The organism is Mesorhizobium sp. M8A.F.Ca.ET.161.01.1.1, from assembly GCF_004792105.1.
Taxonomy (GTDB): domain Bacteria; phylum Pseudomonadota; class Alphaproteobacteria; order Rhizobiales; family Rhizobiaceae; genus Mesorhizobium.
The window spans coordinates 1-26,891 of record NZ_SRTD01000015.1 but is presented as its reverse complement, the minus strand read 5'-3'; the positions used below and the strand labels follow the sequence as shown (position 1 = coordinate 26,891).

The window sequence follows — 26,891 nt, the reverse complement described above, 5'->3', positions numbered from 1 at the left end:
CACCGGCCTGTGGTAATCGCCATAGCCGATGACCGAGCCTGGCGACATGCTTCTGGATCGATTGGGCCGCTGGCTTGCCGGTCGGCTGCAGGAAGAATCCTCGGGATACGAGCCCTACACGCCTTCCGACGCCGAAACACTGCGCCGCACGCTGGAGCCGGGCGACGTCCTGCTGATCGAAGGCAACCAGAAGATCTCGGCGGCGATCAAGTATCTGACCCAGTCGACATGGTCGCATGCGGCCTTCTATGTCGGCGATGCTTTGGCCGAACCGGATGACGGCTCGGAACGCAGGCGGCTGATCGAGGTCACGCTCGGCGAAGGCTGTGTCGCCGTACCCTTGTCGCGGTACCGGACCTACAATACCCGCATCTGCCGGGCGAGCGGCCTGGCACCCGAAGACCGCGACAAGGTCGTCGCCTTCATGATCAGCAAGCTCGGCCTGAGATACGACCTCAAGAACATCTTCGACATGCTGCGCTATTTCATGCCGACGCCGCCGGTGCCGGTGCGCTGGCGCCGCCGCATGCTGGCCTTCGGCTCCGGCGACCCGACGCGGGCGATCTGCTCGACGCTGATTGCCGAGGCTTACGGCCAGATCCGCTATCCGATCCTGCCCGAGATATCCCGCGCGCCCGGCCGCGCCTCGGCGCAGTCGACCTATATGCGCAGGGAAATCTTGCACATCCGCCATCACTCGCTCTACACGCCGCGCGATTTCGACCTGTCGCCGTTTTTCCGCATCGTCAAGCCGACGCTGGAATACGGCTTCGACTACAGGGCCGTGACCTGGGACGACAAGGCAAGCACGGACGCCGCAGCCGCAAAGGCTGGCGCAACCGCGAAGGACACGTGATGGCTTTCCGCCTAGGTCAGGACATGCCTGGCGCGGCCTACCGCTATCCTGCCGAGGTGCAGCGTTTCACATGGCGGCCTATGTCACGCCGGAACCGCAACAACACCCTGGTTTTCGGCTCTGCGTTCGACCCAGACATGGACCGGTTCGTCCCGGCCGCGGATGCTCATCGGTCCATGATCGCGCGCATTCAACGGTGTCGTGGGCGATTCCGCCTTCGCTGCCTCAATCAGTCGTGACCCAAAGCAAATATTCGCCTGAAGCTCACGGCAGAGCGACTGCAAACGGCTGGCGACGTTGACGGTGTCGCCCACCACCGCGAAGGACAGATTGCGCTCGCTGCCGACCGCGCCGATGACCACTGCGCCATATTGTACACCGATCCGAACGTCCAGCGGCGGGTATCCCCTGGACACACGCTGTACATTCCAGTCCTCGAGAGCGGCGACCATCGCTTCAGCGCACTGGATGGCCCGAGTCGCGTCGTCATGGCTGGCTTGCGGAACCCCGAATGTCGCCATGATGCAATCGCCGATATAGTTATCGACGGTGCCACGGTGGTCGAAAACGACTTGTTCCATGCGACGGTGGAACTGACGCAGGAGTTCGAACACTGCTTCGGCCGGATGATCCTCGGAATAGTGTGTGAAGCCGACGATGTCGGCGAACAGCACCGCGATATCCTGCCGGCGAACCGGGCCGAAGGGCTCGTCATCGGCGGCGAGCTGGTCGACGACATTGGGCGAAAAATGCCGGGCGAGATTGGCGCGGGCGCGCTCTGCCTTGACATAGTCTTCCGACAGATGTCGGGAACGAAAGACGACCAGCGCCATGATCGCGCCGATAATCAGCACGACCAACACGTTGGTCGCCTGCGCGAATGTATCGACGAAATTGGGGTTGAGATAGAGGTTCAGTCGCTCTGTCATTGGCAGCGAATAGAGGTTCGTCGCCGGAATTACGGTTCCCGGATGGGAAATCACCCATCCCACCCCGATCGCCCATGTCAGGGCCGCGAGCGCGCCGAGATAGAGTGCCAATCGTGTCGAAAGGGTCAGAGCGCCAAGGCATACGAAAATCAGCAGGTATTTAAAGCTGCCCTCGCGCAGTTGCATCGCGGCCGGCGCGACCTCGAGGGAAAACGGGTTGGGCGTTATCAGCAGAACGGTCAACAGAATGATGTCCAGCGTACCGGTGAGGTAACCGATCCACCATCGCGCCGTACGACGGCGAGCAAAGAGAAACTGGATCAGGCCGACAAGCTGGAACAGCACGAGGCCCGCCAGCACGAAGAGCAGCGAAGCATCCCAGCGGCTGGTCAATGAAAAGAAGCAGGAGATCACGGCGAGCGATGCCGTACGCGCCCAGAACTGTAATGCAGCACCCTGGCGTTCTGCGCGCGCCCGCAAATTTTTCAGGCGCGAATAGCGGCGAAGTTCAAGTGTTGGCGCGGTCGACATAGGATCACTTCGATTTCATGGGGACGTGTCACGCATTCGGCAAACCCGCCTTCTACAATCTGACAAATCAGTGCGCGAACTCTATCATGAATGTGATTTCGTTTTCTGTATCAGGCCGGTAACGGGCGGCGTCCCTTTGCAGGAGCGGCGGGCCGATCGAACGCCCCGGCGTCGCGCGGATGCGGGCCGATCGGCATGATCGCCTCGAACGGCGTGGCGCCGAAGGCGAACGTCCATTTGTAGCCGACCAACCCGTCCTCGGGCGTGGTGTGCTGGTCGTGATGGGCGAGCAGTTTCGCGCGGTCGGCCAGTTCCTCGGCCTCGCGCCGCACCATTTCCGCCGTCTCCGGCCGCATCCGCCTGGAGAAGCTGACGAAGGTCGCCTCCTTCTCGATATGGGTGATCGCCCAACCTATGAAATTCTTGTTGGTCATCTCGAACAACGGCCTGAGCGGCCCCTCGAAATTCCACTGGATCGGCGTCTCGACCAGCAATTTCGCCGACAGACCACGGCCGAGCGCGATCAGGCCGAGCTGCTCGAGGTCGCGCAGATAGAGGAACATCGAGGCTTCGCTCAGGCCCTGCGAGCGCATGATGCCTTCAGGCGTGAACTTTTCCGACAGCATGACGAAGACGAATAGCAGCGCCGGACGGCCGGCGAGCCGGCGCTCGATCTCCGGCGCGACGTGGTTGACCGGCCCCGGCCCCCTGCTCATCGAGCCGAGCACGTTTTCCAGTTCCACGCCGGCGGCGGCGCAGATCTCCACCAGCCGGTCGAGCTTGCAGTTCTTCTCATGGAAGATGCGCTTCACCGTCGGCTCGGAAACGCCCATGCGTTCGGCAAGCTCGCGATAGGTGACGCCCTTCGCCTTCAGCGTCCGCTTAAGCGCCTCGAAGACCAGACCGTTCATGGGATGCACCTCTTGCCGTCGGTTTCGTATCGGTATTCGATACTAGTGGCAATCTGGCTTCCCGAAAAGTATCGAAAAGCCTAGCTCTTCGCCGACATCAAAGGAGAGCAGTCATGAATATCTTCGTCACCTCAGCCTTTATCGCCACCATCGGCATAGCGGCCGCACCGCCGGCCCAGGCCGGAGAACTCTGGCGGGCAACGGGCCTCGAACAGCCGGAATCGGCGCTGTTCGACGCCGCCAATAACCGCATCATCGTTTCCAACATATCAGGCAATCCGGGCGACGCCGACGGCATTGGTTATCTCAGCGTGCTGTCCACGGAGGGCAAGATCGTCACCCAGCACTGGACCGACGGCATGGACGCGCCCAAGGGCATGGCGATAGCGGGCGGCAAGCTCTATGTCGCCGACATCACCAAGGTCCGCGTCGTCGACCTCGCCAGCGGCAAGCTCATCGCCAGCATCGTGATCCCGAATGCCGTCTTCCTGAACGACATGACGTCGGACCAGTCAGGCAAGGTCTATGTCACCGACATGCTGGCCGACACGATCTGGCGTATCGACGGCGACAGACCGGAGCTGTTTGTCAGGGACGCCATGCTCGCTGCACCCAACGGCGTCTTCGCCGATGGCAACAGGCTGATCGTCGCCTCCTGGGGCAAGGGCATCAAGCCCGACTTCAGCACGGTCGAGCCGGGCGGGCTGCTGGCGGTCGACCTCGCCAGCAAGACGGTGACGCCGCTGGCGGGCGCGCAGAAATTCGCCGACCTCGACGGCGTCATCGCGCTGGGCGACACCATCTATGCCACCGCCTACATGACCGGCACGCTGTACCGATACAGGACCGGCAGCGCGCCGGAAGCGGTGGTGCATTTCAAGCCGGGCAGCGCCGACATCGGCACCGACGGCAAGTCGATCCTCTATGTGCCGCTGATGAACGAGGGCGAGGTGGCGGCGCTAAAGATCGATTGAGAGCCATACCGGCCGCTCCAGGAGCGTTGGCGCTCACACCTGCAGCAGCGTCTTGATGGCGCGGCGCTCGTCCATGGCCTTGTAGCCTTCGGCGACCTGTTCGAGCGGAAGAACCAGGTCGAAGACCTTGCCGGGATTGATCTTGCCCTCGGTGACGAGAGCGATCAGTTCGGGCAGGTAACGGCGCACCGGCGCCGGGCCGCCATGGAGGTGCACATGGGCGAAGAACAGCTGCTGCCCATCCAGTTGCACCTGGTGGGGAACGCCGACATAGGAGACATAGCCGCCTTTGCGGGTCGACCCGATCGCCTGCTTCATCGATTCCTGCGTGCCGACGCATTCGAGCACGGAGTCGGCGCCTCCCCTGACTACCTCGCCCGGCATCCGGCGCCCGGCACGCCTCAGGACCTCGTCCAGTACGATTGCATCAACCACCGGCAGTCGCGCTCGGGCGGCCTCTACGCCTGGGAATTCGCCAGGGACGGGCGAGAGCTGAGGGTGCGCGTCGACGGACAGCTGACTTTCAATTCGACGATCCCCATGATCGACGCCACCGTGAGCGGACTTGGGATCGCCTACGTGCCGGAGAATTTGGTGACCGACGAGCTTCGGTCGGGCCGGTTGGTGCTGATGCTCGACGAATGGTGCCCGCTGTTCCCGGGCTATTACCTCTACTATCCGACCCGCCGGCAGAACTCGCCCGCCTTCGCGGTGATCGCCAATGCCCTGCGCCATGCGGATGTCTAATGAAAAATGATCGATAGGCGCGGCCGGCGGCGCCTCGGCTGGCTTTGCGAACGCCGTTCCGCGCAATCTCGAAGGTCCGCTCTAGGCAGGCATATATGGTATGACGGCCCGGCATCGGCGGCCAAGGAGTTCGAGATGGAAGACCGAGAGATCAGAGCGGCCCTGGATCGTCACTGGGCCGCTTCCGACACCAGCGACTTCGAAGCTGAGCACGAGATCTACCGGGAGGACGCAGTGCTCGACTATCCGCAATCGGGCGAGCGCATAAGCGGGCGGCGCAACATCCAGTCGTCCCGCGCCGCGCAGCCGAACCGCAAGCGCTTCATCGTGCGCCGCATCACAGGCACCGGTGACCTCTGGGTCACCGAATATGTCCTGACCTATGACGGGCGGCCGTCCTACACGGTCAGCATCATGGAGTTCCTCGACGGCAAGGTGGTCCGCGAGACGCAGTATTTCGGCGATCCGTTCGAACCCGGACCTTCGCGCGCGCAATGGGTCGAACGGATCCCGTGAACCGCTCGACAAATCATCCACCGCTCGCGCGGGAAGAACTGCCGGACGATACGGCCGCCCTTGCCCGTTATCTCATCGGCAAGCTGGTGGTGCGCGACTTGCCCGACGGCAGGGTCAGCGGGCGGATCGTCGAGACGGAAGCCTATGTCGCCGGCGATGCCGCCGGGCATGGCTTTCGAGGGATGACGGAGCGCAACCGGTCGCTGTTTCTCGAGCGCGGGCACGCCTATGTCTATCTCGCCTATGGCATCTCGTTCATGCTGAACGTTTCGAGCGAGGCGCAAGGCACGGGAACCGGCGTGCTGATCCGGGCGCTGGAACCGCTGGAAGGCATCGAGATCATGCGGCTGAACCGTGGCGTCGAGCGCCTGCGCGACCTGGCGCGCGGGCCCGGAAGGCTGGCCGCGGCATTGCGGATCGATCGATCGCTCGACGGGCTCGACCTTTGCCGGGAAGGCTCGCTATGGCTTGCACACGATGAATTCGAGGCCGGCGCGATCGGACAGGGCATCAGGATCGGCATTTCGAAGGACGCGGACCGCCTGCTTCGCTTTTACCTGAAGGAAAGTCCTTTCGTCAGCGGCCCGGCATCGCTCAACCGTTGAGCGACGGTTGCTCCGCCTCTTGTTTTCCCGCCAGCTGCGCCCGCGCATCGCCGATCGACGCGGCATAGGTCACCAGCGGCCGCTTGACGCTTGCGGCACGTTAGCGTCTTCGCCTGATTGTCCATTTCTCGATATTTTCCGAGGATTTCAGCCTAAGGTGCCGCACATTCGGGGCAGGGGATAACGAGGTTGAACGTTTTCAAGATCTTGATGACATCAGCAGGCTTGCTACCAATGGCTTTGGCCCTGGCGGGCTGTGGTGGGCACCTCATCAACAGGTTGATCTGACGGCGAGGTCAGGCATCGTCGCTCACCGCCTGGCGCCGTTGCAGAATCCTCGCCACCAGCCAGCATAGCATCGCCCAGGCGAAGCCGGCACACCAGCCCGCCAGCACATCGGACGGCCAGTGGACGCCCAGATAGACGCGGCTGACGCCGACCAGCACCGTCGTCAGCACCGCCAGGAACAACACGTAGACCTTGGTGGTTCGGCCTGGCAGGAAGCGTGCCGCCAGCGAACCGAGCGTGAGATAGGTCACCGCCGACAGCATGGCGTGGCCGCTCGGGAAGGAGAGCGAGGTCTCGTTGACCAGATGCGAAACCAGTTCCGGGCGTGGCCGGTCGACGCCGACTTTCAGCAGGCTCGACAGGAGCTGGCCGCCCGCCACGGCAACGAAGATGAGAAGCGCGGTGCCTCGCCTGCGGATCAAAAGCAGATATATGATCGCCGCCGTGGTGATCAGCACCAGCACGCTGGTACTGCCAAGACTGGTGACGTCGCGCATCGCCCCTTCCAGCCATGATGGACCGATGGGAACGCCGGGCTGGCCCGGCTGGCGGAAGGCAAGCAGGATTTCGGTATCGAAGGCGTGCGGCGTGGTGGCCCGTGCCACCTCCATCAATTCCTCGAACGCCCACAGCCCACCAGCGATGACCAGGCCGGCCAGCAGCACCGGGAATTCGACCCGGTTGAGCAGCGTTTTCGCAGCGTTTTTCATCGGCACGGTTATAACCGCCCTTGCAGATAGGGCCCAAGGGTGATCAGCGCCACGGCGGCGATCGCCAGCATGATGCCGGTCGCCTGCAGCGCGTTGACGCGCTCGCCGAAGAACACCAGCGCCACGACATTGACCGAGACCAGCTGGATGACCGCCGAAAGGCTGAACGACACCGACATGCCGAACTCGCGGATCAGCCGCAGCATGATCAGATTGCCCAGCGAATAGAGCGCCAGCGTCAGCAGGATCTTGCCCAGGCTCGGCGCCAGTCCCCATTGCTTGGCGGCGGTCGCCGCCAGCAGGAAGATCACCGTTGAAAAACCCAGCTGCAGCAATCCCGAAAAACTCAACGTCCGTCCCCCTCGAAGTGGCTTTCGCCTGATATCGCGGACCTTGTTTCCGAAGCGCGCCGAGACGTCAAGCGAGGTCGTTGCAACGAAGGTCTTGGCAACGGCGAGACTGAAGCTCAATGTGCTGGAATCGCCCAGCATATCGATAGAAGGGCGGTCAGGGGACCATGATTCGTATTCTTCAGAACTTGGCGCGGCGCTGGAGCGAGCTTTCCCTTGCCCTGCAATTCGTCGTTGCCGGCGGCTTTGGGCTGCTGGTCGTCATGCTGATCGTGGGGACTTGGGTGACGACGCAGATCCGGGACGGCGTCATTCGCAATTCGGCCGCCACGACGGCGCTTTATGTCGACAGTGTGATTGCGCCGCTGCTGCCCGACCTGCGCAAGAGCGAGGAGCTCAGCGAATCCGTCAAACAGGCGCTCGACGAGACACTCGGCCAGGGCGCGCTCGGCAAACGCCTGGCGTCGTTCAGGCTCTGGCGCCGCGACGGCACGGTGCTCTACGCGAAGGACGCGGATTTGATCGGCCGCCGCTTCGAGCTGAACAAAAATCTGCGTTCCGCCTTCCAGGGTAGCGTCATGGCCCAGTTCGATACGTTCGACGAGGACGAAGACAAGGAGCGGGCCGCGGGTGTGCCGTTGCTCGAAATCTACAATCCGGTGCGCGAACCCTGGTCCGGCGACGTGGTCGCCGTCACCGAATTCTACGAGCTCGCCGGCGATTTCAAGGCCACCCTGGCTTCCGCCCTGCTGTCGAGCTGGCTGATCGTGGCTGGCACCACCTTGACGGCATTCCTGCTTCTGTCGGGCATCGTCCTGCGCGCCAGCCGCACCATCGACGACCAGCGCGGGGCGCTGCGCCGCCAGGTGTCGGAACTGCAGGGCCTGGTGACGCAGAACAGCGCCTTGCGGCAGCGCGTGCAGCGGGCATCCCGCCGCGCCACGGCGCTCAACGAACGATACCTGCGCCGGATCGGCGCCGACCTGCATGACGGCCCTGCCCAGCTGGTGGCCCTGGCGGCGCTGCGCATGGACAGCCCGGTGTTTACCGGCGACGGCCATGGCAGCGAAGGCCGCTCGACCGAGGTCGCCATGATTCGCAAGACGCTGGAGGACGCGATGCGCGAGATACGCGGCATCTGCACCGGCCTGGTGCTGCCGCAGATAGAAACGGCGGCGGCGGCGGACGTGTTGCGGCTGGCCGTCGAGGAGCATGAGCGCCGGACGGGCACGTCGGTGACGCTTACGCTGCCCAAACATTTGCCCGAGCCCGGCGCTTCTGAAAAGATCAGCATCTATCGCTTCGTGCAGGAGGGGCTGAACAATGCCTACCGCCACGGGCGGGGCAAGGATCAGGCGGTGCGTGCGGGAATGAAAAATGGCCGGCTTTTCGTCGAAGTGTCGGATGGCGGGCCGGGCTTCGATCCGGCCCGGGCCGAAGGGTTGGGGCTGGCCGGCCTTAGGGAGCGGGTTGAAAGCATTGGCGGACAGTTCGAAACCCTGACGGGGCCGAAGGGCACGAAATTGATGATCCGTCTTTCGGTCGAGGAGCAAGCATGATGGGCGCCATCCGCATCGCCATTGTCGACGACCATCCTCTCTTCCGCGAGGGTGTGACACGCAGCCTTTCGGAGATCGGAGGCTTCGAGGTGGTCGGAGAAGGGGCTACCGCGCAGGACGCGGAACGCATCGCCTCGACCGTGCAGCCCGACATATTGCTGCTCGACATTTCCATGCCCGGCGGCGGCTTGGCCGCGGTTGCAAGCATCCTTGCCGACCATCCCGCCCAGAAGATCGTCATGCTGACCGTTTCGGAGGCCAATGCCGACGTGACCAAGGCCCTGAACGCGGGGGTGCACGGCTATATCCTCAAAGGAGTCGGGTCGCGCTCGCTTGCCGATATCCTGCGCAACGTGGCGGCCGGCGAAAGCTATCTTTCGCCGATGTTGTCGGCCCGGCTGCTTTCCGATGTGCAGTCCCTGCAGCCCACCAACGGCGTGGCGGACCGGCTGCGGCAACTCACCGGCCGACAGACCGAAATCCTGCGGCTGGTGGCGGAAGGACTGAGCAACAAGGAAGTTGCCTTGCGCCTGGAGCTGCAGGAGAAGACCGTCAAGCACCACATGACGGGGGTGCTCTCGAAACTCAGCGTGCGGAACCGCACCGAGGCTGCCCTCATGATGCGCGAGTTTCGCGACCGCGAGAGGGACTTCTCATAGAGCGGTTCGGCGTCGTTGGAATCGCCGACTTACGGCAACGCAGCCAGGGAAAGCGCTACGTGCTTTCCCTGGAATTCTCCAAGTCATCGCAGCATTGGAACACAGCGCGAAAACGAGGTCACCTCCGCCGGGGGGCGGCGGAGGTGACGTGTGAAGCCGGTCGTTGCCTGTTGACCAGCTTCACAAGGCCTAGATTTCAGAAGGCCGAGATTTCAGAAGGCCAAGGTTCAGAGGGCCTTGAGGCGGCTGACATCGGCCGGTGTGGCCGGGCGGTCGATGATCGTGCGGTCGAGCGCATCCTTCATCCTGAAACGGCCGTTCTCGATCTTTTCCGTTAAGCCGTCGGGGTGGTGAACCGTAATCTTGTTGCCGTCCACGTCGACCTCGTCGCCAGTGGTGGCGTTGACATGGCTGCTCTTCCCGGCCTGGCCCTTGCCGGACCCCGAATTTCCGCCACCGTTGTCAGCGCCATTTCCGTTGCCGTTTCCATTGTTGCCGCCGCCGTTGCCGTTTCCATTGCTGCCGCCGCCACCGCCACCACCACCGCCGCCACCCTTGGCGAGCGCGGTCGCGGCCTCGATTCCAGGCACGAAGCCATGAAAGGCAATTCCATAGGGAGCGATGGTCAGCGCCAGAAGCGCAGCCGATCCGAAAGCCAGCCGGCAACAACGGGCCGTTATCGATCCGTGCATCCCTGAACTCCGTCGATTGAGCCGGTGCACCCACCCCAACGTTGCAGTGCAACCAACATCGCCGAAACACGTGGTGACCGGAAGCGACCTCCGACCGTTGCGTTTGTCTCCCAGGACCTTTGCAGGCGCAAGACTGGACTAAAGTCCGAGGTCCGGCGTGAAAAATGGCGTCGTGAGGCCGCGGCAGCGCCGATACCTTGTCACGAAAATGTGATCGGCCGACTGTAAGGCGGTCGATCAGGAAACAAGCTCCAGCCAATCCAGCCAGAGGCTCTCATGACCGAACATTGCTCCCCCGACGCCCGATTCCGCACCAGCCTGCTCGAGGAAAACGAAGGCCCGGCCAACAATCCCAGCGAAAACCGCACGATGGGCGAGATCATCGCCGCGCGGTTTTCGCGCCGGGGCTTCCTCAAGGGTTCGCTTGCCGTCTCGGCGATCGCCGCCACCGTCAGCCCGCTGGCGATGATCGCCGCCGACGATGCCCGCGCCGCGGAAAGCTCGGCCTTCAAGTTCGACGAGTTGGAGGCCGGCATCGACGACAAGCACCATGTCGCGCCGGGCTACGACGCCGATGTGTTGCTTCGCTGGGGCGATCCGCTGTTTGCCGATTCGCCGGAATTCGATCCGACCAAGCAGTCGGCACAAGCCCAGGCCAGGCAGTTCGGCTACAACAACGACTATGTCGGCTACATCGCGATCGATGGCTCGGCGGAACATGGCCTGCTGGTGGTCAACCACGAATACACCAACCCGCATCTGATGTTCCCGGGTATCGTCAAGATCGTCGAGAAGGACGGCAAGAAGGCGGCCGAGGTGGCGCCGCTCTCGAAGGAGCAGGTCGATGTCGAGATGGCCGCGCATGGCGGCACCATCGTCGAGATCCGCAAGGACGGCGGCAAATGGCAGGTTGTGCGTGACGGCAAGCTCAACCGCCGCATCACCTCCAGCACCGAGATGACGCTGTCCGGCCCGGTCGCGGGCCATGACCGCGTCAAGACCAATGCCGATCCGTCCGGAACGAAAGTCCTCGGCACGATCAACAACTGCGCCGGCGGCGTCACGCCCTGGGGCACCTATGTGATGGCCGAGGAGAACATCCATGGCTATTTCTCCGGCGAGCTGCCGGAAGGCCACAAGGAAGCCGCCAACTACAAGCGCCTCGGCATCCCGGAAGGCGCCTATGAATGGGGCGCGCATTACGACCGCTTCAACCTGGCCAAGGAGCCGAACGAGCCCAACCGATTCGGCTGGATCGTCGAGGTCGATGTCAACGACCCGGATTCGGTGCCGCGCAAGCGCACCGCCATGGGCCGCTTCAAGCATGAGGGCGCCGAATCGATCGTCGCCAAGGACGGCCGCGTCGTCTTCTATCTCGGCGACGACGAGCGCTTCGACTATGTCTACAAATTCGTCACCAAGGGCATGTTCAATGCCGGAGACCGCGCGGCCAACAAGGACCTGCTCGACGACGGCACACTGCATGTCGCCAGATTCGCCGAGGACGGCTCGGTCGAATGGATGCCTATCGTGTTCGGCCAGGGTCCGCTGACGGCGGAAAACGGCTTTGCCGGCCAGGCCGACGTGCTGATCGAGACGCGCCGCGCCGCCGACCTGCTTGGCGCCACCAAGATGGATCGGCCCGAAGACATCCAGCCCAATGCCGGCAACGGCAAGGTCTATGTCATGCTGACCAACAATTCCAAGCGCAAGGCCGATCAGGTCGACGCCGCCAACCCGCGCGCCGGGAATGCCTTCGGCCACATCATCGAGATCGTCGAGGACGGCGGCGATTTCGCCGCCACAAAGGGCAAGTGGGAAGTGCTGCTGAAATGCGGCGACCCGTCGGTGGCCGATGTCGGCGCCACCTTCTCCACCGCGACGACGGCCAATGGCTGGTTCGGCATGCCCGACAATTGCGCGATCGATTCGGCCGGGCGCCTGTGGGTCGCCACCGACGGCCAGGGCCCGAAGGCCACCGGCCGCACCGATGGCCTGTGGGCGGTGGACACGGAAGGATCGGCGCGGGCGACCTCGAAACTGTTCTTCCGGGTGCCGATCGGGGCCGAGATGTGCGGCCCGCTGTTTACGCCGGACGATCAGACCGCCTTCGTCGCCGTCCAGCATCCGGGCGACGGCGGTGAGGACTGGGACGCGTTTGGCCGGCCTTCCTATTATGAGGACCTGTCGACCCGCTGGCCCGATTTCAAGCCCGACATGCCGGTACGGCCTGCGGTCGTGGCGATCACCAAACAGGGCGGCGGCAAGATCGGCGTCTGACGTCGAGCGAGACAAAACAAGAGGGGCTTCGGCGATCCGCGGCCCCTCTTTTTTGCGCGGCATTGCATTCAAGCCTCGGGAAAGATTGGCAATTTACACATGGCGCCCTAAATCGTGATCAGGAGATCATCGCCATGCCCAAGTCGATCTACGACCGTGGCCTGCTCAAACCTGACGAAGTGGCCACGTTGCAACGTGTCTTCGATGAAGCCTGCCGCCGACGGCAAGCGCATCCCGAATCCACGGAGGCGCGTGAATTGGCTCTCACCTTGCTTGCCCTCCACAATGCCGGCATGGTCGACGAGGAAATGCTGACCGAGGCTGTCGGCTTCCGGCGGCTGGAGCCGAAATCAGCGTGAGGTGCCCGGCTGGCCGGGACCGGCGATGCGCCTGGCTATCGCCTTGGCCAATATGCCGGCATTGGCGAAGCAGCCGCGGATGCTCGGCCGCATGCCGGTGAACCACAGGCCGGGCAGTTTCGGATCGGCCTGGCCGCCGTTGAAGAGCGGAACGCCCTTCTCGTCGAGCACGCCGAGATTGCCGACCATGCGCTCCAGCCCGGTGCGGTAGCCCGTCGCGGCAATGACGATGTCGGGAGCGATCAAGCTGCCATTGGCCAGGATGACGCCATCGCGGGTGAACTCGCGTATCCCCGGCACCACCAGGATCCTGCCCGATTTGATGGCATTGACGGCGCCATCGTCGGCGGCAATCGCGGTGTAGTCGGAAGTCAGGCGGCTGGCGCCGCCGGCAGGTGCCCGCGGCATGCCGAATTTGGTGAGATCGCCGAAAACCAGGCGCTGCGTCACCGCCATGACCGCGTCGGCGACGCGCAGCGGCAAGCGCGCCATGAGCGGCGAGAGGCGATGCACGGCGATCTTGCCGATACGCTTGGGCAAGAGGACGGGGCCGTTGCGGGCCGACAGCCAGACGGCGGCGGTATCGATGCCCGCCAGATGGTTGAGGGCATCGAAGCCCGAATTGCCGGCGCCGACAACCAGCACCTTCTTGCCCGCATAGGCCTGGGCGTCGCCAAAATCGGCCGAATGGATGATCCGGCCCCTGAACGCCTCCATGCCCTTCCATTGCGGCGTGTAGGGCTCCCTGTCGCGGCCGGTGGCGACGACGACATGACGCGCCAGGCGCGAGCCGGCGCTGGTGCGCACGATCCAGTGGTCGCCCCCGGACATGATGGCCTCGACGGAAACGCCAAACTCCACCGGCAAACGGTTCGCCTCATGGAAATCGTTCATATGGCGGATGACGACATCCCGGTGCGGAAAGGCAGGGGTACCCTTGGGATAGGCAAGGCCGGGCAGCGCCGAGAGATCGCGGTGGGTGTTGAGGTGCAGCTGTTCGTGGCGCCGGCGCCAGGGCTCGGCCAGCCGGCTTTCCTTCTCCAGCACCACCGTCGCCACGCCGGCCTTCATCAAGGCCCGCGCGACAGCCAGCCCCGCGGCGCCGGCGCCAATGACGATCGCCGGCTCGACAGCCAGCAACTGCTCCATCATCGTCCCGGGTGTCGTGTCAGCCATTCACACTCGAATCCCATTCGCCCTTGCGGCAACCCCGAAAGGCTCGCAGGCCGCTGTAACAGTTTGATCGCGCGCCGAGCCCGAACGGCAAATCGAAGCCGATTTTCAATGGGCCTGCGCCGAGCCGTGGTCTCGCCCCGGAGCATTCCGCCGCCGGGCGAAAACTACCGGATCGCGCAACCGCGGCCAAAACCACGACATGAAACGGTTGCCCGCTTCTGTCCGAATACATCCAGCCCTATATGGCATATCGGCGGCATCGGCGATAACCAGGTCGCGGCAAAGTGATTGATTCGAGGTCCGGGGGCTGGCGGACCTCTTCTGACGATGCAGGAATTCGAACCCGTAACCGACTCGGCTTCCCGCTAGAAATCAAGGCGCCACGGCGGTCTTGCGTGCCATTCAAGGCATGCGGCGCCGCAGACGGCACGCGGAATCTCGACCATGCCCTCCTTGCGGATCTATTTCGACAACATCCTCGAGGGCGCCTCGCCCAAGGTCGAGCGACTGGCGCTGACGCATGTCGAGCGGCTGGCGCTGGTGCGCCGCTATGGCGATTTCTCGCTCGCCTATTCCACCGCCGCGCAGCGCAAGCTTTCCTATTTTGGCGACGCCGACGGCTACATCGCCTTCGGCACCAAGATGAGGCATCATTTCGCGCTCGGCGATCCGGTGGCGGCGCCGGCGCAGCGGCCCGATTATATCAGACGCTTCGTCGAGCGTGCCGGCGGCCCATGGTTCGTGCAGATCGGCGAACAGACCGCCCAGGTCCTTGCCGGACTCGGCTACAAGGTCAACCGGCTGGGCATCGACACCCGCCTTGTCCTGCCCGACCATGATTTTTCCGGCAAGCGCAACGAGACCGTGCGCTATTCCGAGCGCTGGCTGCTGAAGAAAGGCTTTTCGTTCGAGGAGGACAAGCGCACGATCCATCTCGACGAGATCTCCCGGCTCTCCCAAAACTGGCGCGGCGACCGTATCGTCAAGCGCTGGGAGATGGGTTTTCTCAACCGTCCGTTTTACGAGCAGCTCGGCACCGACATGCGCCGTTTCGTCCTGCACGGTCCCGATGGCGACCTGGTCGCCCTGCTCGACTTCGATCCGCTGTTCGCCGACGGCAAGGTGATCGGCTACACCACCGCCTTCAAGCGCAAGCATATCGATGCCTCGCCGCATGCCGAGATCGGCCTGACCAAATTCGCCGTCGACCGCTTTCGCGAGGAAGGCGTTTCGGTGGTGACGCTCGGCCTGTCGCCGCTGGTCGATGTCGGCCCGAGCGGATTTGCCGAAAGCGAGTTCTGGCGCAACACCTTCCAGCGCGCCTACGACTCGCCCTGGATCAACCGCCGCAGGTTCAACCTGCAGGGACAGGCGGCATTCAAGCGCCGCTTCCATGGCGCCGAGGAGCCGGTCTATATCGCCTTTCGCGAGGGGGCCTACATCGAGATGCTGGGGCTGCTGCGGCTGGTCAAGGCCATCTGAGATCCGCCGATATTCAGGTGAGGGCCGGCCTGCGCTGAATCTCACAAATCTCGGCTGCGGCTCAGGACGCCTTCAGCCGATCAGTTGCGCAGCCGGTAGCCGGTCCGGAAGATCCAGGCGACGATCGCGATGCAGGCGGCCAGGAACACCAGCGTCATGCCGAGGCTGATGCCGACCGAGACGTCGGCCTTGCCGTAGAAACTCCAGCGAAAGCCGCTGATCAGGTAGACCACCGGGTTGAACAGCGTAATCGTCTTCCAGATGCCTGGCAGCATGTGGATCGAATAGAAACTGCCGCCGAGGAAGGTCAGCGGGGTGACGATCAGCAGTGGCACCAACTGCAGCTGCTCGAAGCTTTTCGCCCAGATGCCGATGATGAAGCCGAACAGGCTGAAGGTGACCGCCGTCAGGATCAGGAAGGCGAGCATCCAGAACGGATGCTCGATCTGTAGCGGCACGAACAGCGAAGCCGTCGCCAGGATGATCAGGCCGAGGATGATCGACTTGGTCGCTGCCCCACCGACATAGGCGATGACGATCTCCAGATAGGAGACCGGAGCTGACAAAAGTTCGTAGATCGAGCCGACGAATTTCGGGAAATAGATGGCGAAGGAGGCGTTAGAGATCGACTGCGTCAAGAGTGACAGCATGATCAGTCCCGGCACGATGAAGGCGCCGTAGCTGATGCCGTCGATCTCGGTGATGCGCGAGCCAATGGCCGAGCCGAAGACGACGAAATAGAGCGATGTCGAGATGACCGGCGAGATGATGCTCTGCAGCACGGTGCGGAACGCACGCGCCATCTCGACCCGGTAGATCGCCCATACCGCGCGAAAATTAGGGGCCGCACGCAGGTTCATGGCTCTTGCCTCAGGAGATTGACGAAGATCTCTTCGAGCGAGCTGTTCTTGGTGTCGAGATCGCGGAACTGGATGCCGGCCGCCTCGAGATCCCTGATCAGCGAGGCGACGCCCGGCCGGTCGCTCTGGTTGTCATAGGTGTAGGTGAGTTGGGTGCCGTCCGGCGACAGTTCGAGCGCGTAGTGCGAGAGCCCGTCGGGCACGCTGGCGAGCGGCGCGCGCAGCTCCGCCGTCATCTGCTTGCGGCCGAGCTTGCGCATCAGTTCGGCCTTGCCTTCGACCAGGATGATTTCGCCGCGGTTGATGACGCCGACGCGGTCGGCCATGGCCTCGGCTTCCTCGATATAGTGCGTGGTGAGGATGATGGTGACGCCGTCCTCGCGCAACCGGCGCACCATCTCCCACATGTCCTGGCGCAGCTCGACGTCGACGCCGGCGGTCGGCTCGTCGAGGAACAGGATGCGCGGCTCGTGCGACAGCGCCTTGGCGATCATCAACCGCCGCTTCATGCCGCCCGACAGGGTGATCGCCTTGGCGTCCTTCTTGTCCCACAGCGACAGATCGCGCAGCACCTTCTCGACAAAGGCCGGATTGGCCGGCTTGCCGAACAGGCCGCGGCTGTAATTGACCGTTGCCCAGACGCTCTCGAAGGCGTCGATGGTGAGTTCCTGCGGCACCAACCCGATCAGGCTGCGCGCGGCGCGATAGTCCTTGTTGATGTCGTGGCCGTCGACGCGGACGGTACCCGACGAGCGGTTGACGATGCCGCAGACGATCGAGATCAGCGTCGTCTTGCCGGCGCCGTTGGGGCCGAGCAGGGCGAAAATCTCGCCCCGCTGGATATCGAGATTGACTTCCTTGAGCGCGGTGAAGCCGGTGGCGTAGGTCTTGGAGACCCCGGAAATGGACAGAATGGAGGGCATGGTTGAAAACGGCTGCCTGAAAGAGGTGACTTCATATAGGCCTGTTGTCGCCCGGTGCAACCGCAAGTGAATGCCGCTGCTGCCAGTTCTCGACACCGGGGCGCGGGCAGCCTGAAGACAGATCGCCTGCATCCGGTAAAATTGTCCTGTGGCGTTCAGCCTCGCGGCAGGACGCCGCTTTGACCTGCCCCCGCTTCGGGCTTATCCTTCGCCAGTATTGGAGCAATTCCAGGAAAAGTGTAAAGAGGTTTTCTGCCCGGAGTTGCGTCGAAATACTAAGCAGCCGGAGCCCGCCATGGACCCGCTTATTCTCTCGCGCATGCAGTTCGGCGCGAATATCTCGTTTCATATCCTGTTTCCGACGATCACCATTGCCCTTGGCTGGGTGCTGCTGTTCTTCAAGCTGCGTTACAACGCGACCAATGATTCCGCCTGGATGCGCGCCTATTTCACCTGGGTGAAGGTGTTCGCGTTGTCCTTTGCCATGGGCGTGGTTTCGGGCGTCACCATGAGCTTCCAGTTCGGCACCAACTGGCCGGGCTACATGGAGCATGTCGGCAACATCGCCGGACCGCTGCTCGCCTACGAGATCCTCACCGCCTTCTTCCTCGAAGCGGCCTTCCTCGGCATCATGCTGTTCGGCTTCCGTCGCGTTTCCAACCGCGTCCACACGCTGGCGACGGTGCTGGTCGCCGGCGGTACCACGCTGTCGGCCTTCTGGATCATCGCGCTCAATTCCTGGATGCAGACCCCGGCCGGCTTCGAGATGCGCGATGGCGTGGCACATGCCGTCGACTGGTGGGCCATCGTCTTCAACCCGTCCATGCCCTACCGGCTGGTGCACATGCTGCTCGCCTCGGGGCTTACGGTCTCGTTCCTGATCGCTGGCCTGTCGGCGCTGCGCCACCTCAGGGGCGACCGTTCGGAATCGATGTGGAAGGCGCTGCGCACCGGCGTCTTCACCGCCGCCATCCTGATCCCGATCCAGATCCTGGCCGGCGACCAGCATGGGCTCAACACGCTGGAACACCAGCCGCAGAAGATCGCGGCCATGGAGGCCAACTGGAACACCGGCCCCAACGTGCCGCTGGTGCTGTTCGCGCTGCCCGACGAGGCGGCGAAGGAAAACAGATTCGAGGTCGCGATTCCGGATGGGGCCAGCCTTATCCTGCGGCACGGCACCGACGGCGTGGTGCCAGGGCTGAACGACTACCCCGGCAACCACCCGCCGGTCTTTCCGCTCTTCTGGAGCTTCCGCATCATGGTCGGCACCGGGCTTTTGATGCTCGCCGTCTCGTGGTCGGCCGCCTTCTTCCTCAAGCGCCGGCATTCGCTGCCCAGGCCGCTCGCCCTGCTGATGGTGCCGATGGCGCTGTCGGGCTGGCTGGCGACACTGGCCGGCTGGTACACGACCGAGATCGGCCGCCAGCCCTGGCTGGTGACCGGCGTGCTGAAGACCGCCGACGCCGTCGGTCCGGTGGCCGGCAGCCATGTCGCGCTGACGCTCGCCATCTATCTCCTGCTCTACCTGCTTTTGCTGATCGCCTATCTCGGCGTGCTTCTGCACCTGGCGCTGAAGGCGGCCAAGGATGGCGATTCATCGCCGCTGCCGGGCGTGATGAAGACGGCCATGTCGCAACCGGCGGCGGGGGAGTGAGCATGCTTTCATCGCAGGTCCGCGCCGCCCCTCACCCGCCTGCCGGCATCCTCTCCCCGTATAGTGACGGGGAGAGGGGCGCTGTCGTCGCCGGTTTCGCTTCTCGTCAGCGTTGCTGGAGGGGTGCCGGCGTTGCGGCCAGCCCCCTTCTCCCCGTCACTATACGGGGAGAAGTGCCCGGCAGGGCGATGAGGGGCGGCGCCAACCCCGACAATCGATTTGAATCGATCGCTTCAAGCGGTAAGGCCGTGCACCCGGCCCATCGCGGCTGGGAGATATCCCGATGACCTACGACTGGCCAACCCTGCTCCCCCTCATCTTCGCCGGCCTGATGGGCCTCGCCATCCTGATCTATGTCATTCTCGACGGGTTCGACCTCGGCATCGGCATCCTGTTCGCCGCCGCCGAGGACACCGAGCAGGACACGATGATCGCGGCGATCGGCCCGTTCTGGGACGCCAACGAGACCTGGCTGGTGCTGGCCGTCGGCCTGCTTCTGGTCGCCTTTCCGCTGGCGCATGGCGTCATCCTGACGGCGCTCTACATTCCCGTCTTCGTGCTTTTGGTCGGGCTGATCCTGCGCGGCGTCGCCTTCGATTTCCGCGCCAAGGTGCCGGCCGGCCGCAAGCACCGCTGGAACCGCATCTTCTTCCTCGGCTCGATCACCGCGTCGCTGGCGCAGGGCTACATGCTGGGTGTCTACGTGCTCGGCCTCGATGTCGGGCCGGGCGGCATGGCGTTCGGCGTGCTGGTGGCGTTCTGCCTGGCCGCCGCCTACGCGGCGATGGGCGCTGCCTGGGTGATCTACAAGGCCGAAGGCGAGTTGCAGAAGAAGGCGGTGCGCTGGCTGCGCACGGCACTGGTGCTGACCGCGCTCGGCATGGCCGCGGTGTCGCTGGCGACGCCCTTCGCCAGCCCGCGCATCTTCGACAAATGGTTCGTCTGGCCGCAGATGCTCTATCTGTCGCCGCTGCCGATCCTGTCGGCGCTGCTGTTCCTCTGGCTGTGGCGGCAGACCTTCCACCTGCCGAGGCCCGACGACCGCCATTCGCTGACGCCGTTCCTGACGCTCGCCGCCATCTTCGCGCTCGGTTTTGCCGGGCTGGCTTGGTCGTTCTATCCGTTCGTGGTGCCCGATCGCCTGACCATCTGGCAGGCGGCATCGGCCACCGAGAGCCTGGCGATCATCCTGGCCGGCACCGTGGTGGTGCTGCCGGTGATCATCTTCTATTCGTTCTACGCCTACCGCGTGTTCGGCGGCAAGGCGACGGATCTGACTTACGATTGAGGCTCTGCCTGCTAGCAGGGCGGGCGGCGGATCAAGCGTGCCGGCTCAGATCAGCCCGCTGTCGCGCGCGGTGGCGGTGGCCTCGCCGCGCGACACGGCTTCCAGCTTGCCCAGCACCGCCGAGACATGGTGGTCGACCGTTTTGGGCGAAATGGCGAGATGCTCGGCGATGCGCTTGTTGGACAAGCCGCGCTCGATCAGCTGCAGCACTTCCATCTGGCGCTCGGTCAGGCCGGCGCGGTTGGCGCGCGTGGCGCGGCGCGGGCCACGGGCGATGTGAATGACGCCGCTTCGGCGCATGATGTCGCGCACGTGCTGGGCGACCGGCCGGGCGCCGAGCCCCTCGAATATCTCCAGCGCCACCCGCTGTGCGGCTTCGTCGCCCTGGGCAAGCGCCAATGCGCGTTCGTAAGGCGTGTCGAGCTCGGCCCAGGCGGCAGCCGCGCCACGCCAGTCCCCGGTGAGCAGCATCCTGTAGGGCAAGGCCATGCCGGCCGTGTCTCCGGGATCGACATCCGGTACCAGCATTCGCCGCCAGACGGCCAGTTCGGCAAAGACGGCCCGCGTCGGTGACAGGCCTTCGGCAAGCCCGATGAGCCGCAGCGCCTCGTGCTTGTCCGCCTGCCCGAGCCAGGCCTGTTCGGCAACCACCGCCGCGTAGGGCAGCAGCCGCTGCAGCTCGATGCCCTTTTCCAGGAACCGCTTCATCTCCGCCAAAAGCGGCTCGGCCGATGGGTCGCCGCGCCGAAGGCGCAGTTTCGCCAGCGCCACCAAAGCGGGATAGCGCACCAGGGCCGTGGCCTGATCGTTGCCAATCACATCCAGCGCCTCGGAAGCCGCCTCATCCCAGCATCCCTGACGCAGCCGCAATTGCGCGCGCACGCCGTGCATATAGTCGCGCCATGTCGCCAGATCGTTCTCGACGCAGTAATCGATGCCGCGATCGAGGAAGGATTGGGCCTCGCGATAGTCGAGCTGGTTCATGCCGCCACAAGCGCAGTTGGTGAAGGCGCGTGCCGCGTGCTCCTGAAAATTCTTCTGCAGCGCGATTTCGAGGCTGCGGGCAAGATGCCGCCGGCTGCTGGCCAGATCCAGCCACTGCTCGGCGGCGCCGACATTGTTGAGGGCGTGGCAGACGACATCCGGCCGGTTCAACCGTTCGGCGAGCTCCATCGCCCTGGAGCCCAGCGACAACGCTTCGTGCAGTCTCTCGGCCAGCATCGCCAGCTGCGAAAGGTTCGAATAGGCCATGGCAAGCTCGGCACTTGGCCCAACGCTCTCCAGCAACGCGACCGCCTGGGCGCCGAACCGGTCGGCGGCCTGCCGGTCGCCCAGGAGATAGGCGAAGCGGGACAGCCATCTGAGGCTGTCGCCTTCTTTCAGACCGTTGCCGAGCGCCTGCTGCAATGCGCGCGCCTTCTCCTGCGCCTCGATGGCGTCGTCGATGCGCGCGATCAAATGGCACTCGAAGGCATATTGCTCGTAAAGCCCGGCGCGCTCTTGCGCGGGCAAAGTGTCGGCCTGGCGCAAGGCGACCTCATAATAGCCGGTGGCGTCGCGATGGGCGCCAACGCGGGAGGCCTCGCGCGCCGCGACCGGCGCCAGTTCGCGCACCGTCTCCAGATTGTGCGCCTCCACCGCGTGATGGACCAGCCGCGCGGTGGCGACGTCGCCCCTTTCGAGCAGCGCCGACAGCGCGCGCTGGTTGAACGCCCGTCGGTGGCTGGTCGTCAGCATCGTCTCGATGGCGTGGCGGGCGATCTCGTGGCGAAACGCATAGGCGTCGCCCAGATCGTCCAGCAAACCGTTGGAGACGCATTCCGCGAGCTGGCCGGCACTGGCCACGCCGCACAGGCCCGCCAGCGCCCAGGCGTCGGCGCGCCTGGGAAATACCGAGACGGCGTCGAGCATCGAGCGGGCACCGGCCGACAGACGTTCGGCGCGCGCCAGCACCGCGTCGCGCACGCTGGCCGGCAATGCCGTTTCGCATTCGCAGCTCAACAGTTCGGTGACGAAAAAGGCGTTGCCGGCGGTCGCCCGGTAGATGGCATCGCCGTCACGGCCGGCGGCGCCGGCGAGCGACAGCACCGCCGCCTCGCTCAAAAGCGGCACGTCGATGCGTGCGACGCTTGCGGCCGGGATTTCGCCCAGCGCGCGGCGCACGCGCATCTGGCCCTCGCTGCGGTCCGTGCGCGCCGTCAAAAGCAGCAGGATGTGGGTGTTGGCGATGCGGCGGCCGAGAAAGCGGACGAAGTCGAGCGTCGCGTCATCGGCCCAGTGCAAATCCTCGATCACCAGAATGGTCGCGCCCGCTGTCGCGTCGAAGACGTCCAGCGCGTCGGAAAACAGCGGCAGCCGCTCTCCCCGCCGCGCGTCGACGGCTTGCGGCATTGCCCATTGCGCCTCTCGCGCAAGGTCGTAGAGCGGCCCGAGCGGATCGGGAATCGACAGGTCTTCGCAGGCGCTGCGCAAGATGCGGGCCCGCGCACCGGCTTCGCCGATGAAGGCCTCGACAAGCGCCGACTTGCCGGCGCCCGCTTCGCCCGACAACGCCGCCACGTGACCGCGGCCGCGGCCGGCCTGTGCCAGCAAGCCGTCCAATTGCGCCAGCTGTGTCTGCCGTTCCAGAAGCATGGTCATCGGCTCACGTGATCCTGGTTGCGGCCGCCGCGCCCCAACTCGACCGCCAGGGTATCCGGGCTCGGTATCTGCTGTGTGGCTCCTGGACTAAACGCCGTTAACATGGGGAATCGTCCCGCCAAACATAGGGAAAGGTTCCGATGCGCGCCGTTGACAGGCGTGATCATGTCCAGCCGCGCTCAATTCGAGCGTGTCCAATGGAAAAGGGAACCTCGATATGCCCCGCTATGTGGTTGAACGTACATTTCCTGCCGGCCTCAGCGTGCCGATGAACGATGCCGGCGCCGATGCACTGGCCGGAGTGATCATGCGCAACGCCGAGAAGGGCGTCACCTGGGTGCAGTCCTTTGTGTCGCCCGACAAGAAGCAGAGTTTCTGCATCTATGACGCGCCTTCGCCGGAGGCGATCCGCAGCACCGCCCAGAAGAACTCCCTGCCCGTCGACAAGATCACGGAGGTGCGGGTTCTTGACCCTTACTTTTATCGCCCATGAAGGTCCGGCCGCCCAGCGCAATGGCGGCATGCCCGACATGCCGGCCAACGACGCGATGCCTGCCCTGGGAGATGATCGCCGGGCGTGGGGCGTGCCCCGCCGCCTGCGGCGGATCGTGTCGGCGCTTTCCGCGCACTTGCCGGGCAGGCGCCGGCCACCGGAAGGCGACTATCTGAGGCGCGACATCGGCCTGCCGGAGCGCGAAGAGCTGCCCCACTACTGGGACTTCACCCGGTTATAGCCACCGATACGCCCGGCCATACCGCTTCGCCGCGAGGAGCGGGTGCTCCCGCGCGCATCAACAACGAGGAGAGAAAATGAACATCCATCTGTGGACCAGACATCTCATCAACCTGTCGATCCTGTCGATCGCGGCCACGGCGGCGAATGCCCATGAAACCGGCGCGCTGGACGAGAAGGTGCGGGCGGCCAATAGCCGCTTCGAGAATGTGGCGATGGCGACCGCCGAAGGCTACGCGCCGATCGCATGCGCCAGCGGCATCAGCGGCGGCGCGATGGGCATCCACTACGTCAATGCCGCCTATCTGAAGGACGACGCGATCGATGTCGCCAAGCCGGAGGCGGTGATGTACGAGCCGATGTCCGACGGCAAGCTCAGGCTTGTTGCCGTCGAATACATCACCTCGAAAGGTCCGGCATCGCTCGGAGGGCAGCTGTTCAACTTCAACAGCGCACCCAACCGCTACGGCCTCGGGGCTTTCTACGAACTGCATGTCTGGGCGTGGAAGAAGAACCCGACCGGGACCTTTGCCGACATGAACCCCGATGTGTCGTGCGATGCGATGAAGGCCATGTAGGCACAAAATCTCCCCCCTCGAGGGGGAGATGTCGCCGTAGGTGACAGAGGGGGTCGCCGGACGTAAGGCGCTAGCCTTCTTCTGTCGCAACAGGTCGAGCCCGGTCGGACCGACCCCCTCTGGCCGCTTCGCGGCCATCTCCCCCTCAAGGGGGGAGATTAGGCACTCAGTTGCTCGCCGACAGCACCAGCACCGGCTTTTCGCTGTAGAGCGCCGGGAACAGCGTCTTCAAATTCGCCACCTTGGGCAGGTCGTTGTAGACGATGTAGGGGTAGGTCGGGTTCAGTGTCAGGAAGTCCTGGTGGTAGTTTTCGGCCGGGTAGAAGGTCTTGCCGGTTTCCAGCGTGGTGACGATAGGCTCGGAAAACACCTTGGCCTTGTCGAGCTGGACGATGTAGCTCTGCGCGATCTTCTTCTGCGCGTCATTCTCGGCGAAGATCGTCGAGCGGTACTGGGTGCCGGAGTCCGGTCCCTGGTAGTTGAGCTGGGTCGGGTTGTGGGCTACCGAGAAATAGACCTGCAGCAGCTGGCCGTAGGTGACGACGGAGGGATCATAGGTGATCTCGACGGATTCGGCATGGCCGGTGCGGCCGGTGCCGACCGTCTCGTAGACGGCGTCGTCCTTGGCGCCGCCAGTATAGCCGGAAACCGCCTTGCTGACGCCCTTGACGTGCTGGAACACGCCCTGCACGCCCCAGAAGCAGCCACCGGCGAAGATTGCCTTTTCGCTGCCGGGGGCCGCCTTTTCGTCGATTGCCGGCGGCGGGATTTTCACCGCGTCCTCGGCGGAGATGGCCGGCGTCAGCCAGAAGGCGGCGCCCGCGACGGCAAGGGCGAGTGCGGCGAGCGCGCCCCGGACAAGACCGGCCGAACGGTTGTTGGTGTTGGTCATGGTTGCACTCCTCATGGCTTCCCCCGTTGATCAGTAATTTGGGGGATCAGTCTATTGGATCAGCTACGGTGGCGCGATGCGCGAGTTGCGGCGGCGCCTCACATTCGCGTGCGCCGGGACTTTCGCCTTGACGTAGTCCCCGACGCAAAACCGCTTCAAGCCTTTGCCGGGATTGTTCCAGCGACTGTCCCCGGCTGGACAGGGAGCCCGCCGGGGACAGCCACGCGCCAAGCTCAATTGGCGGTGGCATCCGTTGCCGGCTTCATGGCATCGGTCGCCGGTTTCATCGCGTCCGCGGCGGGCTTCATCGCGTCCGCGGCGGGCTTCATGGCATCGGCGGCGGGCTTCATGGAGTTGGTGGCCATCGGGTCGGCCGGCTTCATCGCATCGGTTGCCGGCTTCATGGCGTCCGCGGCCGGCTTCATGGCGTTGGCGGCGGGTTTCATCGCATTGGTGGCATCATCGGCGCGCGCGATGCCGCCGGCAAACAGCGCGGTCGAGCACAGAGCGAGCGCGAGCGCCGGCAGCGTCAGGCGGGAGAAATTGGTCATGATCGGTTTCCTTGTGGGGTTGGTGGCACGCCCTTTTGGACGGCCGGGGTCTTGCGCCGCCGCCCATGCGGTGGCGCAAATCTGTGCTCGGCAAATCTCTGCTCGAACGCGATCTAGTTGGCGGCGGCGGCCAGGATCGGCCCGCCGCCGGGCGACTGCACCAGCACGGCGGTGCTGAGGCCGCCCGAGGCTGCCGGCAGATCGAGCGTCTTGGCCTCGCCGCTCCAGCTGCCGAGTTTTGTCAGCGCGTGCACGACATTGGCGTGCGGCAAGGTGCGGCCGGTGTTTTCGCCGCGCGCCACCGGCACCTCGACGACACCCTTGGTGTAGCGCACCAGCCAGACATCGGCCTTGCCGCCCGGTGCCGCGCCGGCGCCGATCGCGACCTTGCCGCCGTCGAGCGAAAGCGACGGACCGCCGGTCTTGGCCGTGGCAGTGATCAGATGTTCGATCTCACCGGGTGCGGCGCCGACGACGTCGGCATGGCCGTTGACCACTACTTGCGGCGTGAACGGCCCGTCATGGCCGAGCGGCGGCTCGTAGGAAACCTGGCGCTGGGTGAATTCCTGCTTGCCGAACGTGTCCTTCCAGCCGAGATAGTCCCAATAGGTGACGTTGAACGACAGCGCGAGCACGCCGGGCCGGTCCTTGACCTTGATGAGGTTGGCATTGGCCGGCGGACAGGACGAGCAGCCCTGGCTGGTGAACAGTTCGACCACGCTGAGCGGCTGGGCTGCCGCCGCGCCAAGCGAGGCGGCGAGCGCCAGAGCGGCGAGGCCGGACAGTGCGAGGACCCTGCTTGAGATGACTGGCGACATCGGCTTGCTCCCTGGGAGGGCGCCACGATGCGCCCGTCATATCCCCACTTCGCCGCCACTTGCCGCTTCGTTACAACGCTCACCGGTTTGTGATTGAAGAGCGCCGGCGCCTCTTCCTTCTCCCCTTGTGGGAGAAGGTGGATCGGCGCGCAGCGCCGAGACGGTTGAGGGGTGCGCCACGAGGTGCTGTCCTTGCCAAGCTGGAACACCCCTTGTGTGTTTGGAATCGTGCATTGTTGAGGTGCCACGGACCAGGTGCTTGCCTGATCCGTGGCGGCGGTCGAGAGCCCGTCACCCCTCAGGTGGCTTAAACCGTGGATGAGCTGG

General features: G+C 64.4%; 26 protein-coding genes and 2 pseudogenes. 15 read left to right on the top strand and 13 right to left on the bottom strand.

The window, feature by feature from the left end; all coding sequences use genetic code 11:
- The first annotated feature begins 28 nt into the window (after positions 1–28).
- Positions 29–856: a lipo-like protein gene (locus EN804_RS27360; protein WP_135862922.1), complete on the top strand. Its 828-nt coding sequence runs from the start codon at positions 29–31 to the stop codon at positions 854–856.
- Between the two features lie 83 nt (positions 857–939).
- Here EN804_RS27360 and EN804_RS27355 read toward each other — a convergent pair whose 3' ends face one another.
- Entirely contained in the window at positions 940–2,316 is a 1,377-nt protein-coding gene (locus EN804_RS27355) for an adenylate/guanylate cyclase domain-containing protein (protein ID WP_127871069.1), read from the bottom strand.
- 110 nt (positions 2,317–2,426) lie between these two features.
- Positions 2,427–3,227, bottom strand: a complete 801-nt coding sequence (locus tag EN804_RS27350; RefSeq protein WP_135862925.1) for a helix-turn-helix transcriptional regulator — start codon at positions 3,225–3,227, stop codon at positions 2,427–2,429.
- Positions 3,228–3,340: 113 nt separating this feature from the next.
- Between EN804_RS27350 and EN804_RS27345 the strand changes: the two genes are divergently transcribed.
- Positions 3,341–4,201 carry an ATP/GTP-binding protein gene (locus EN804_RS27345; protein ID WP_135862927.1) on the top strand — a complete coding sequence of 287 codons (861 nt, stop codon included), beginning with the start codon at positions 3,341–3,343 and terminating at the stop codon, positions 4,199–4,201.
- Positions 4,202–4,234: 33 nt separating this feature from the next.
- On the opposite strand, the pseudogene EN804_RS38150 reads toward EN804_RS27345, so the two are convergent.
- A pseudogene (locus EN804_RS38150) lies at positions 4,235–4,561 on the bottom strand (zinc-binding dehydrogenase); the annotation flags it as partial.
- On the opposite strand from EN804_RS38150, the pseudogene EN804_RS38145 reads away from it, so the two are divergent.
- The 3 genes and pseudogenes from EN804_RS38145 to EN804_RS27325 form a co-directional block, all read left to right on the top strand.
- Positions 4,559–4,948 (top strand): annotated as a pseudogene (locus tag EN804_RS38145) (LysR substrate-binding domain-containing protein); the annotation flags it as partial. The pseudogenes EN804_RS38150 and EN804_RS38145 overlap by 3 nt on opposite strands.
- Before the next feature lie 135 nt (positions 4,949–5,083).
- On the top strand, positions 5,084–5,464 hold the full coding sequence (locus EN804_RS27330) for a nuclear transport factor 2 family protein (RefSeq protein ID WP_127278296.1): 381 nt from the start codon (positions 5,084–5,086) through the stop codon (positions 5,462–5,464).
- Complete coding sequence (locus EN804_RS27325) at positions 5,443–6,069, top strand: DNA-3-methyladenine glycosylase (RefSeq protein ID WP_127278297.1); 627 nt, start codon at positions 5,443–5,445, stop codon at positions 6,067–6,069. The genes EN804_RS27330 and EN804_RS27325 overlap by 22 nt, the downstream gene beginning before the upstream one ends.
- 296 nt (positions 6,070–6,365) lie before the next feature.
- On the opposite strand, the gene EN804_RS27320 is transcribed toward EN804_RS27325, so the two are convergent.
- Entirely contained in the window at positions 6,366–7,067 is a 702-nt protein-coding gene (locus tag EN804_RS27320; protein ID WP_127278298.1) for a phosphatase PAP2 family protein, read from the bottom strand.
- A gap of 8 nt (positions 7,068–7,075) precedes the next feature.
- A complete protein-coding gene (locus EN804_RS27315; RefSeq protein WP_056585458.1) occupies positions 7,076–7,417 on the bottom strand; it encodes a hypothetical protein in 342 nt (113 codons plus the stop codon).
- 167 nt (positions 7,418–7,584) lie between these two features.
- Between EN804_RS27315 and EN804_RS27310 the strand changes: the two genes are divergently transcribed.
- Together EN804_RS27310 and EN804_RS27305 are read left to right on the top strand one after the other, a co-directional pair.
- On the top strand, positions 7,585–8,976 hold the full coding sequence (locus EN804_RS27310; protein WP_127278299.1) for a sensor histidine kinase: 1,392 nt from the start codon (positions 7,585–7,587) through the stop codon (positions 8,974–8,976).
- On the top strand, positions 8,973–9,635 hold the full coding sequence (locus EN804_RS27305; RefSeq protein WP_127871064.1) for a response regulator transcription factor: 663 nt from the start codon (positions 8,973–8,975) through the stop codon (positions 9,633–9,635). Before EN804_RS27310 ends, EN804_RS27305 begins: the two co-directional genes overlap by 4 nt.
- Before the next feature lie 227 nt (positions 9,636–9,862).
- Here EN804_RS27305 and EN804_RS37365 read toward each other — a convergent pair whose 3' ends face one another.
- Positions 9,863–10,327, bottom strand: coding sequence for a hypothetical protein (locus EN804_RS37365; protein ID WP_189524582.1), 465 nt, complete (start codon positions 10,325–10,327; stop codon positions 9,863–9,865).
- Positions 10,328–10,603: 276 nt separating this feature from the next.
- On the opposite strand from EN804_RS37365, the gene EN804_RS27295 reads away from it, so the two are divergent.
- A complete protein-coding gene (locus EN804_RS27295; protein WP_135921767.1) occupies positions 10,604–12,607 on the top strand; it encodes a PhoX family phosphatase in 2,004 nt (667 codons plus the stop codon).
- Positions 12,608–12,741: 134 nt separating this feature from the next.
- On the top strand, positions 12,742–12,966 hold the full coding sequence (locus EN804_RS27290; RefSeq protein ID WP_127871061.1) for a hypothetical protein: 225 nt from the start codon (positions 12,742–12,744) through the stop codon (positions 12,964–12,966).
- On the opposite strand, the gene EN804_RS27285 is transcribed toward EN804_RS27290, so the two are convergent.
- Positions 12,958–14,142 carry an NAD(P)/FAD-dependent oxidoreductase gene (locus tag EN804_RS27285; RefSeq protein ID WP_135921766.1) on the bottom strand — a complete coding sequence of 395 codons (1,185 nt, stop codon included), beginning with the start codon at positions 14,140–14,142 and terminating at the stop codon, positions 12,958–12,960. The two genes, EN804_RS27290 and EN804_RS27285, sit on opposite strands and share 9 nt — an antisense overlap.
- 444 nt (positions 14,143–14,586) lie before the next feature.
- On the opposite strand from EN804_RS27285, the gene EN804_RS27280 reads away from it, so the two are divergent.
- Positions 14,587–15,624 (top strand): phosphatidylglycerol lysyltransferase domain-containing protein, encoded by a 1,038-nt coding sequence (locus EN804_RS27280; RefSeq protein ID WP_127276438.1) that lies wholly within the window; start codon positions 14,587–14,589, stop codon positions 15,622–15,624.
- 80 nt (positions 15,625–15,704) lie between these two features.
- On the opposite strand, the gene EN804_RS27275 is transcribed toward EN804_RS27280, so the two are convergent.
- Both EN804_RS27275 and EN804_RS27270 read right to left on the bottom strand, forming a co-directional pair.
- Positions 15,705–16,484: an ABC transporter permease gene (locus EN804_RS27275; protein WP_127276440.1), complete on the bottom strand. Its 780-nt coding sequence runs from the start codon at positions 16,482–16,484 to the stop codon at positions 15,705–15,707.
- Positions 16,481–17,407, bottom strand: coding sequence for an ABC transporter ATP-binding protein (locus EN804_RS27270; protein ID WP_135883984.1), 927 nt, complete (start codon positions 17,405–17,407; stop codon positions 16,481–16,483). Before EN804_RS27270 ends, EN804_RS27275 begins: the two co-directional genes overlap by 4 nt.
- A 295-nt stretch (positions 17,408–17,702) precedes the next feature.
- On the opposite strand from EN804_RS27270, the gene EN804_RS27265 reads away from it, so the two are divergent.
- On the top strand, positions 17,703–19,064 hold the full coding sequence (locus tag EN804_RS27265) for a cytochrome ubiquinol oxidase subunit I (RefSeq protein ID WP_135921765.1): 1,362 nt from the start codon (positions 17,703–17,705) through the stop codon (positions 19,062–19,064).
- 283 nt (positions 19,065–19,347) lie between these two features.
- Positions 19,348–20,352 carry a cytochrome d ubiquinol oxidase subunit II gene (locus tag EN804_RS27255; RefSeq protein ID WP_135921764.1) on the top strand — a complete coding sequence of 335 codons (1,005 nt, stop codon included), beginning with the start codon at positions 19,348–19,350 and terminating at the stop codon, positions 20,350–20,352.
- A gap of 45 nt (positions 20,353–20,397) precedes the next feature.
- On the opposite strand, the gene EN804_RS27250 is transcribed toward EN804_RS27255, so the two are convergent.
- Positions 20,398–22,986, bottom strand: coding sequence for an AAA family ATPase (locus EN804_RS27250; protein WP_135921809.1), 2,589 nt, complete (start codon positions 22,984–22,986; stop codon positions 20,398–20,400).
- A 223-nt stretch (positions 22,987–23,209) separates the two neighbouring features.
- Between EN804_RS27250 and EN804_RS27245 the strand changes: the two genes are divergently transcribed.
- From EN804_RS27245 to EN804_RS27235, 3 genes are all read left to right on the top strand, one after another.
- Positions 23,210–23,485, top strand: coding sequence for a DUF4242 domain-containing protein (locus tag EN804_RS27245; RefSeq protein ID WP_135918009.1), 276 nt, complete (start codon positions 23,210–23,212; stop codon positions 23,483–23,485).
- Positions 23,460–23,726 carry a hypothetical protein gene (locus tag EN804_RS27240; RefSeq protein ID WP_135918010.1) on the top strand — a complete coding sequence of 89 codons (267 nt, stop codon included), beginning with the start codon at positions 23,460–23,462 and terminating at the stop codon, positions 23,724–23,726. Before EN804_RS27245 ends, EN804_RS27240 begins: the two co-directional genes overlap by 26 nt.
- A 76-nt stretch (positions 23,727–23,802) precedes the next feature.
- Complete coding sequence (locus EN804_RS27235) at positions 23,803–24,303, top strand: hypothetical protein (RefSeq protein ID WP_127871052.1); 501 nt, start codon at positions 23,803–23,805, stop codon at positions 24,301–24,303.
- A 166-nt stretch (positions 24,304–24,469) separates the two neighbouring features.
- On the opposite strand, the gene msrA is transcribed toward EN804_RS27235, so the two are convergent.
- The 3 genes from msrA to EN804_RS27220 form a co-directional block, all read right to left on the bottom strand.
- On the bottom strand, positions 24,470–25,195 hold the full coding sequence (msrA, locus tag EN804_RS27230) for a peptide-methionine (S)-S-oxide reductase MsrA (RefSeq protein ID WP_135918012.1): 726 nt from the start codon (positions 25,193–25,195) through the stop codon (positions 24,470–24,472).
- A gap of 233 nt (positions 25,196–25,428) precedes the next feature.
- The gene (locus tag EN804_RS27225) at positions 25,429–25,746 is read right to left on the bottom strand and encodes a hypothetical protein (protein WP_135918013.1); all 318 of its coding nucleotides are present in this window, start codon (positions 25,744–25,746) and stop codon (positions 25,429–25,431) included.
- A gap of 113 nt (positions 25,747–25,859) precedes the next feature.
- Positions 25,860–26,564, bottom strand: a complete 705-nt coding sequence (locus EN804_RS27220) for a DUF1223 domain-containing protein (RefSeq protein ID WP_127276452.1) — start codon at positions 26,562–26,564, stop codon at positions 25,860–25,862.
- Between the last annotated feature and the right edge of the window lie 327 nt (positions 26,565–26,891).

Coding starts and splice junctions, on each gene's coding strand:
- EN804_RS27360 (WP_135862922.1), top strand. CDS start 29: ATGACCGAGCCTGGCGACATGCTTCTGGATCGATTGGGCCGCTGGCTT.
- EN804_RS27285 (WP_135921766.1), bottom strand. CDS start 14,142: ATGGCTGACACGACACCCGGGACGATGATGGAGCAGTTGCTGGCTGTC.
- EN804_RS27255 (WP_135921764.1), top strand. CDS start 19,348: ATGACCTACGACTGGCCAACCCTGCTCCCCCTCATCTTCGCCGGCCTG.
- EN804_RS27220 (WP_127276452.1), bottom strand. CDS start 26,564: ATGTCGCCAGTCATCTCAAGCAGGGTCCTCGCACTGTCCGGCCTCGCC.
- EN804_RS27355 (WP_127871069.1), bottom strand. CDS start 2,316: ATGTCGACCGCGCCAACACTTGAACTTCGCCGCTATTCGCGCCTGAAA.
- EN804_RS27305 (WP_127871064.1), top strand. CDS start 8,973: ATGATGGGCGCCATCCGCATCGCCATTGTCGACGACCATCCTCTCTTC.
- EN804_RS27280 (WP_127276438.1), top strand. CDS start 14,587: ATGCCCTCCTTGCGGATCTATTTCGACAACATCCTCGAGGGCGCCTCG.
- EN804_RS27245 (WP_135918009.1), top strand. CDS start 23,210: ATGCCCCGCTATGTGGTTGAACGTACATTTCCTGCCGGCCTCAGCGTG.
- EN804_RS27270 (WP_135883984.1), bottom strand. CDS start 17,407: ATGCCCTCCATTCTGTCCATTTCCGGGGTCTCCAAGACCTACGCCACC.
- EN804_RS27290 (WP_127871061.1), top strand. CDS start 12,742: ATGCCCAAGTCGATCTACGACCGTGGCCTGCTCAAACCTGACGAAGTG.
- EN804_RS27275 (WP_127276440.1), bottom strand. CDS start 16,484: ATGAACCTGCGTGCGGCCCCTAATTTTCGCGCGGTATGGGCGATCTAC.
- EN804_RS27320 (WP_127278298.1), bottom strand. CDS start 7,067: ATGAAAAACGCTGCGAAAACGCTGCTCAACCGGGTCGAATTCCCGGTG.
- EN804_RS27350 (WP_135862925.1), bottom strand. CDS start 3,227: ATGAACGGTCTGGTCTTCGAGGCGCTTAAGCGGACGCTGAAGGCGAAG.
- EN804_RS27235 (WP_127871052.1), top strand. CDS start 23,803: ATGAACATCCATCTGTGGACCAGACATCTCATCAACCTGTCGATCCTG.
- msrA (WP_135918012.1), bottom strand. CDS start 25,195: ATGACCAACACCAACAACCGTTCGGCCGGTCTTGTCCGGGGCGCGCTC.
- EN804_RS27250 (WP_135921809.1), bottom strand. CDS start 22,986: ATGCTTCTGGAACGGCAGACACAGCTGGCGCAATTGGACGGCTTGCTG.
- EN804_RS27225 (WP_135918013.1), bottom strand. CDS start 25,746: ATGACCAATTTCTCCCGCCTGACGCTGCCGGCGCTCGCGCTCGCTCTG.
- EN804_RS27265 (WP_135921765.1), top strand. CDS start 17,703: ATGGACCCGCTTATTCTCTCGCGCATGCAGTTCGGCGCGAATATCTCG.
- EN804_RS37365 (WP_189524582.1), bottom strand. CDS start 10,327: ATGCACGGATCGATAACGGCCCGTTGTTGCCGGCTGGCTTTCGGATCG.
- EN804_RS27310 (WP_127278299.1), top strand. CDS start 7,585: ATGATTCGTATTCTTCAGAACTTGGCGCGGCGCTGGAGCGAGCTTTCC.
- EN804_RS27330 (WP_127278296.1), top strand. CDS start 5,084: ATGGAAGACCGAGAGATCAGAGCGGCCCTGGATCGTCACTGGGCCGCT.
- EN804_RS27295 (WP_135921767.1), top strand. CDS start 10,604: ATGACCGAACATTGCTCCCCCGACGCCCGATTCCGCACCAGCCTGCTC.
- EN804_RS27345 (WP_135862927.1), top strand. CDS start 3,341: ATGAATATCTTCGTCACCTCAGCCTTTATCGCCACCATCGGCATAGCG.
- EN804_RS27325 (WP_127278297.1), top strand. CDS start 5,443: ATGGGTCGAACGGATCCCGTGAACCGCTCGACAAATCATCCACCGCTC.